At 42.9% G+C, this 5,849-nt stretch carries 5 protein-coding genes; 1 reads left to right on the top strand and 4 read right to left on the bottom strand.

Annotated features, from left to right (window positions below):
• A partial coding sequence (locus tag H6S82_RS15250) for a hypothetical protein (protein ID WP_191056378.1) occupies window positions 1-426 on the top strand: 426 nt, incomplete at its 5' end.
• A 247-nt stretch (window positions 427-673) separates the two neighbouring features.
• On the opposite strand, the gene H6S82_RS15245 is transcribed toward H6S82_RS15250, so the two are convergent.
• The 4 genes from H6S82_RS15245 to H6S82_RS15230 form a co-directional block, all read right to left on the bottom strand.
• Window positions 674-1,423 carry a glycosyltransferase gene (locus tag H6S82_RS15245; protein WP_190464911.1) on the bottom strand — a complete coding sequence of 250 codons (750 nt, stop codon included), beginning with the start codon at window positions 1,421-1,423 and terminating at the stop codon, window positions 674-676.
• 98 nt (window positions 1,424-1,521) lie between these two features.
• Complete coding sequence (locus H6S82_RS15240; protein ID WP_190464910.1) at window positions 1,522-2,499, bottom strand: nucleotidyl transferase AbiEii/AbiGii toxin family protein; 978 nt, start codon at window positions 2,497-2,499, stop codon at window positions 1,522-1,524.
• Window positions 2,496-3,098, bottom strand: coding sequence for a type IV toxin-antitoxin system AbiEi family antitoxin domain-containing protein (locus tag H6S82_RS15235; RefSeq protein ID WP_190464909.1), 603 nt, complete (start codon window positions 3,096-3,098; stop codon window positions 2,496-2,498). Before H6S82_RS15235 ends, H6S82_RS15240 begins: the two co-directional genes overlap by 4 nt.
• A 165-nt stretch (window positions 3,099-3,263) precedes the next feature.
• The coding region (locus H6S82_RS15230; protein WP_191056377.1) for an AMP-binding protein at window positions 3,264-5,849 on the bottom strand (2,586 nt) is incomplete at its 5' end.

Here is a 5,849-nt window from a genome sequence, read left to right as displayed (position 1 = left end):
TCTTCTGTTCGAGATGTCGGCAATGCTGTTAAGAATAAAGCTGAAAAAGCCAAATCCTCTATAGAGGAGTCAAGAAAAGATGCAGTTGAGGATGTCTCCTATGTAACTATTCTTGACAACCGCACTACCCCTGTAGAAACTGGAATACCAGCAATTTCTGCTGATATCGATCGCACCATTACCCCTGTAGATACGGTAATGCCAGCAACTCCTGCTAGTGCAAGCTTTTATCCAGGAGATGTCGCTCCGATGGAAGCGTATGTAGATACTGGTTACATTCAATCACCAATGTCTACCACCGCAGATTTTGACGCTCCCAAACTAGCAGAGGACGACCTTGTTGAATCCGAAGAGGAGATGCGTCGGCGAGAGTCAGACATTGATGCTGAAAACAGGAGAATTATCGATCGCAGCACTCCGCTGTAATCACGTTGCTTAAGCTTTTTGTTTGCTTAAAGCTTGCAGTTATAGCTAGGGACTAGGGGCTAGCGAGGGGCGAAGCATTTGCTGAGTATGCTTTTGCTGAGAGCGAAAAATTATTGCCCAAATGCTAAGAGCATCCGCGCCGCTTCGCGAACGCCCCTACAAATCAAGGGCTTCGCTGTGAGCGCTCAGCCCTTTGATTCGAGGCTCTTCTTCCCCTAGCCCCTAGCCCCTAACCCCTAGTCCCTACCTATAAACTCCATTTTGAATTACGCCAAGGGTACTCGTTAGGGTATTTATTTTTCATAATTTTATTCCCCTCTATAAAAAACTCCTGTTTAACTGATATTTCCGTCGAGCCAACTCGATAATTAACAGTATAAAAACCTGTAGTTTCAAAATTAGGGTATAACTTTATGAGATTAGCGCACATAGCTCTATCTACATCTTGAACTCCAGGTTCTTTAGCTTTTCTATACCAAAGAGGAGAAATGCTAACTGCTACTTGTTTTTTGAGAAAATAGCAGTTAACATCAACTAAATTATCTTGTTCTCTCAAGAATGATGGCCATTTGCCAAGGCTTTCGCAATCATCGTAAGTAATGAAGTTCCCTTGGCGATCGACAATCTTTCTTAATGAGTAAGCCCAATCTAATTGCCACTTACTTACCAACTCGACTAATGAGGATATGTGATTCTCATCCACCCAGTTGTCCTCATCCAAAAACACCAGATAATCGCCATTCGCTAAATAACAGTTCGCCCCATAGATGCGGTGTCCGTTAAATCTATCCTTTCCAGTAGCATAAGGCCAAGTTACAACATAAGTTTGTTTCTTAAGTTCAATTTCTTTTATGCTCTTGTAAGCATCATCCTCTCTTTCCTTGCCGTCGATTACGATTATATGTTCGATATTTTTATAATCCTGATTTTGTATACTTTGAATGTTTTGCTGTAATAAAGGATTGCCAGTTGTAGGCGTAATAACAGAAACTAACATTTATTGCCGCTCCATCTTAGTTAAAAAAATCGCTTATTCAAGAAATACGGAAATATGAATACTTGTGCTAATTGCTCAACATTTATTTTTTCTCAACCCTATGACAGTCGTTTGTGAGGTTTTGGAGGGTTAGAGGTCTTCGCTTGCTCAGGATTCTGCCAAGCTCCAGATGGTATCCAGAGTTTATCAAATGTTTCTCCTTTCGCTACAGCTATAGTAGGTGGCATGAGGAAGCTTTTTAAAAGATCTGTAACTTCTTTTAGGCTCTTTATTTTCTCTGTTTCTGACAACTTATTTAACAAGCCTTTCCAATCTTTTTGTTTCTGGGAGTCTTCATAAAATTCTGAACTAAGGGCTGTCGGGGTTTCTAACGGTATTGGTGTTTTTCGCCAAGTGAAAGTTGTTTTAATAGCTCGGCCAAGTAATTCCCCTTCAAACTCGAATTCTTGAGCAAGAAACCACAAATCGTAGAAATCCTTTAGCCTACTGTTGAACATACCAAGCATCACCATAGCTTCAAATTTTTCAGCAACAAAAGTTTCGCGAGGGTAGGTTTTCAGTATGGGCGCTGGGAAATTCAAGATCGTAGAAAGTTCTATGACCTCTGGTTCTGGAGTAACCTTGTCCTCAAAACCAATATCGATTTGAAGAGTAAAGCGGGAGCGGGTTCCAGCAAAATACGCATCTAAGTGAATCCGCACTCCCTCATAAGCTGCGCCTTCCTTTATCCGCTGACCTCGAACTGTATCTTTCTTAAATTCCAGCCCATCTTCCTCAACCTCCAAGCAACATATTTCACGAAATACTTGCTCCACATCAGCGACAGTATTATCTGTCAGCCCAAGCAAATCAATGTCTTGAGTAGGTCGATGCGGCTTGTCAAGCCATGCAGAGAAAAGAGTAGCACCCTTGAGGACAAATCGATCGCGATATGCTGATTTGCTCAGTCGGTATAAGAGCCTTTCTCTGGCATAACGAGTTTGAAGCGCATTAAGAGCTACTTTTTGTTGAGTGGCTTGATTACGCAATTTCTGCTGTACTGATACTGCCACTTTGGTAGCCTGATTTTGGCTCATACAAGCGATGCTAGATAGGGACGCATAACGTTGGAAACACGGCAAATTTTGGCATAGTGCCAAATTTCATCTGCTGTGCTGCGGCGTTTTTTCCAACAGTCACGTAGAGCTTCGATCGCAACATCCAGTCCGATTTTGTTGCGATATTTGAAGCAGTCTGCCACTGTTTTTGCAGGACTATATACTCGTACTGGCACTCCTTCAATTTGATGTTCTTCAAAGCCAGCGCTCAGAGCTGGGTCAGACATATACACAATACGCAGGGGGAGAATATCCTCCTTTGGAGTGCGTGCTTTATTGTCAATAGCCAGCCAAACCTCAAAAGGTGCTTGGGTTGTGAGTTCGTGGAAACGGAGTGCGGAGAGCAGACAGACAGTAGCATGAGGCACGCGCTTGCTAGCTTCAGCTAGACTGTGGTTCTCTGTCAGCTGGGCATCAGTCACAGTATAAATACCACGGCCCGATCGCATTAGCAACCCTCGTTGTTCCAGACGGCGCAGGTATTCTCGCTCAATTCCCTGCTCGTGGAAATCCCTCGATCGGATAACCCCTTGATTTTTCAGTCGCTCCAGCACTTGTGCAGCTTTAGAATTAGCCATATAACTCTCCACATTGTGACAAAGCGTCGGTTATTTTGAATATATACCTTCATTTTGTCACAAATATAATAATTTGGCCGTATATTATATCACATTTAATGGCGATAAGCAAATAGTTAACTTGTTTTGGGGTTTAATACGTTAATTAAATGCTCCAAGAGAGATCTATTTGCTTTCTTTGTTCAGCGAAGATAACTTCATCCGCCGACTCTCACGAGAAATTGGCACCAAAGCAGGCGCTTTATTTTCACCATTACTATCTTTAAAAGCTTCAACAACTTTAGATAATTCTGCAATTGTCGGTGTTTCAAAAACGCTACGCAAAGGCAACTCTATCTTGAAAGCATCGCGCACTCTGGAAACAAGCTGAGTCGCGAGTAAAGAATGTCCTCCCAATTCAAAGAAATTCTCGTGAATACTCACTCGCTTAACTCCCAGAACTTCAGCAAAAATTTTCACTAATATTTCCTCAACGGGAGTTCGAGGTGCAACATAACCTGCTGCCAATTCTGGTTTTATTGGATCGGGTGCGGGTAAAGCGCGGCGATCGACTTTTCCATTCGGCGTCAAAGGCAAAGAATCCAGCACGACAAAAGCCGAAGGTATCATGTATTCAGGTAGCTTTTCTGCCAGATACATCTGCAATTGCGGCACTAATTTACGTGCGGCTTTAGCTTGTAAGGGATTATTGGCGTATGTTTGCCACGGACGTAACTGAGTGCTGTGTGGAAAAATTAATTTTTTGCTGCTTGCATCTTGTCGTTGTAACACTACGTTGTAGCGCCCTTCGTTATTTGAATCTGTCCAGCTAATCTCAATGTTGTACGGTACATCTAGAACATACCAATCTTCCGGATCTACTCCTATGCGATCGAGCTTTTGCAAAGCTTCTCGCATCTGGATTGCACTCGCAAATTTTTCTGTATTGAATAGCCATTCAACCGTTTTTACTGCTGCCATTACCCGCGCATTTGGCACATTGCTGATGCCTAAAATTTCCGGTTGATTATCAATCAATATCTGCCGCACTGTTGAGATGGTTAAGTTATTTTCCTCCCAGTCTAAGCAGTCTGTAAAACCACCCTCAGTCCCCCCGCCACGGGGCTGGGGTGGGGTTCTTTCACCATCTTTTTCAACACCAATATGAAGAATCGCATTATAACGAAACTGAGTTAATTCGTTGTGATGACGACCTCGGATAGGCTGCAACTGCACGTCATTAATTTGGGGGAAATGCTGTTTTAATGCAATAAAAAAAGCTGGCTCGATGACTAATTCAGTTTCTTGAAATATTTGCATTTCTACCCGTTGCTGCAACTGTTCGCGGGTGAGAGATGGCTCGGCTTGATGCAGTTGCACCGACGCATGGAAAGCTTGCAGCAATGGCAGGCTACGCACATCTCCTATGAAGATAACACCACCGGGAGCAGTTGCCTCAATAGCGCCTTCTATCGCGTGCAGAAGATAGTCAATGTTGGGGAAATATTGCACAACAGAATTGAGAATTACCGCATCGAAACTTTTGGCTTCTATTCCCTCAAAATCAGTAGCCATTTTTTGAAGCAGCGTTACTTGAGGTAATTCTTGGTTTTGCAAATGCTGTCGGATGTAGTCAAGCGAAGCAGAAGAAAAGTCGGTTCCACAATATTTATGGCAGTGAGGTGCAATTCTGAATAGTAATAAACCCGTTCCACAGCCAATTTCTAACACGCGGCTGGGTTGCAACGCGAGGATTTGCGCGACTTGGTTATTCACCCACTCTTGCATTTGCTCGGCTGGGATTGGCTGATTGGTGTAACTGCTATTCCAACCGACAATATTAAATGTAGGATCTGGATCGGTGACAGATCGATCGTAAGTTTCGTTGTAGAGCATTTGCCATTGGGAAATTTGCTCATTTTGCAATTGCTTTTGTTGAATTTGTTCTTGTTCGCTGCTGTATTCTGGATTCAGCGCAACATAAGCTACTAAACGATTTTCGCCTGCATATTCGCGGTTGGTTACTACTGTTTGTAGGACGGCTGGATGCTGACTGAGTACTGATTCTATTTCTCCCAATTCGATGCGATAGCCGCGAATTTTTATTTGCTCGTCGAGGCGACCTAAAAATTCGATGTTACCGTCTGTTCTATAGCGAACTAAATCGCCTGTTTGATAAAGGCGTGCTTCTGATAGAAACCCGGTTTCTTGAAGAAACCGGGTTTCTGTTAATTGAAGAAACCGGGTTTCTGTTAATTCTGTACGGTTTAAATAACCTCGCGCCAGTCCATCACCAGCGATATATAATTCGCCAGGAATACCAATAGGTACAGGTTGTAAATGTTTATCCAGCACATAAACTTTTGTGTTGGCAATAGGACGACCGATTGCAGGCGCTACATTGGGTTGCTTGCTGACAGGAACTATCCCGGAGGTTGTCACAACAGTATTTTCTGTTGGCCCATAGTTATTAACTAGCTGAAAAGGATATTCAGCTATAGGATAGTGATGTAGTTTGTCTCCGCCTGTGAGTAAGATTCGTAAAGCTACTGCGTGCGGCCATTCTAATAATAAAACTTTTTCCGCTAAAGGTGTGGGTAAAAAGCTAATTGTTATTCCATTTGCTACTAAATAATCTCGGATATTTTCGGGCGATCGCTTAGTTTCTTCATCTGGAAAATAAATGCTAGCGCCTGCACTAAGATAAGGCCAAATTTCCCAAACACAAGCGTCAAAGGCTACGCCAGAAATCTGTGTAGCTCGGTCGAGCGG

The organism is Planktothrix sp. FACHB-1355 (assembly GCF_014748295.1).
Classification (GTDB): Bacteria; Cyanobacteriota; Cyanobacteriia; order Cyanobacteriales; family Aerosakkonemataceae; genus Aerosakkonema; species Aerosakkonema funiforme_A.
Note: the sequence above shows the minus strand (reverse complement) of the source record. Positions and strands in the feature narration are given on the sequence as shown.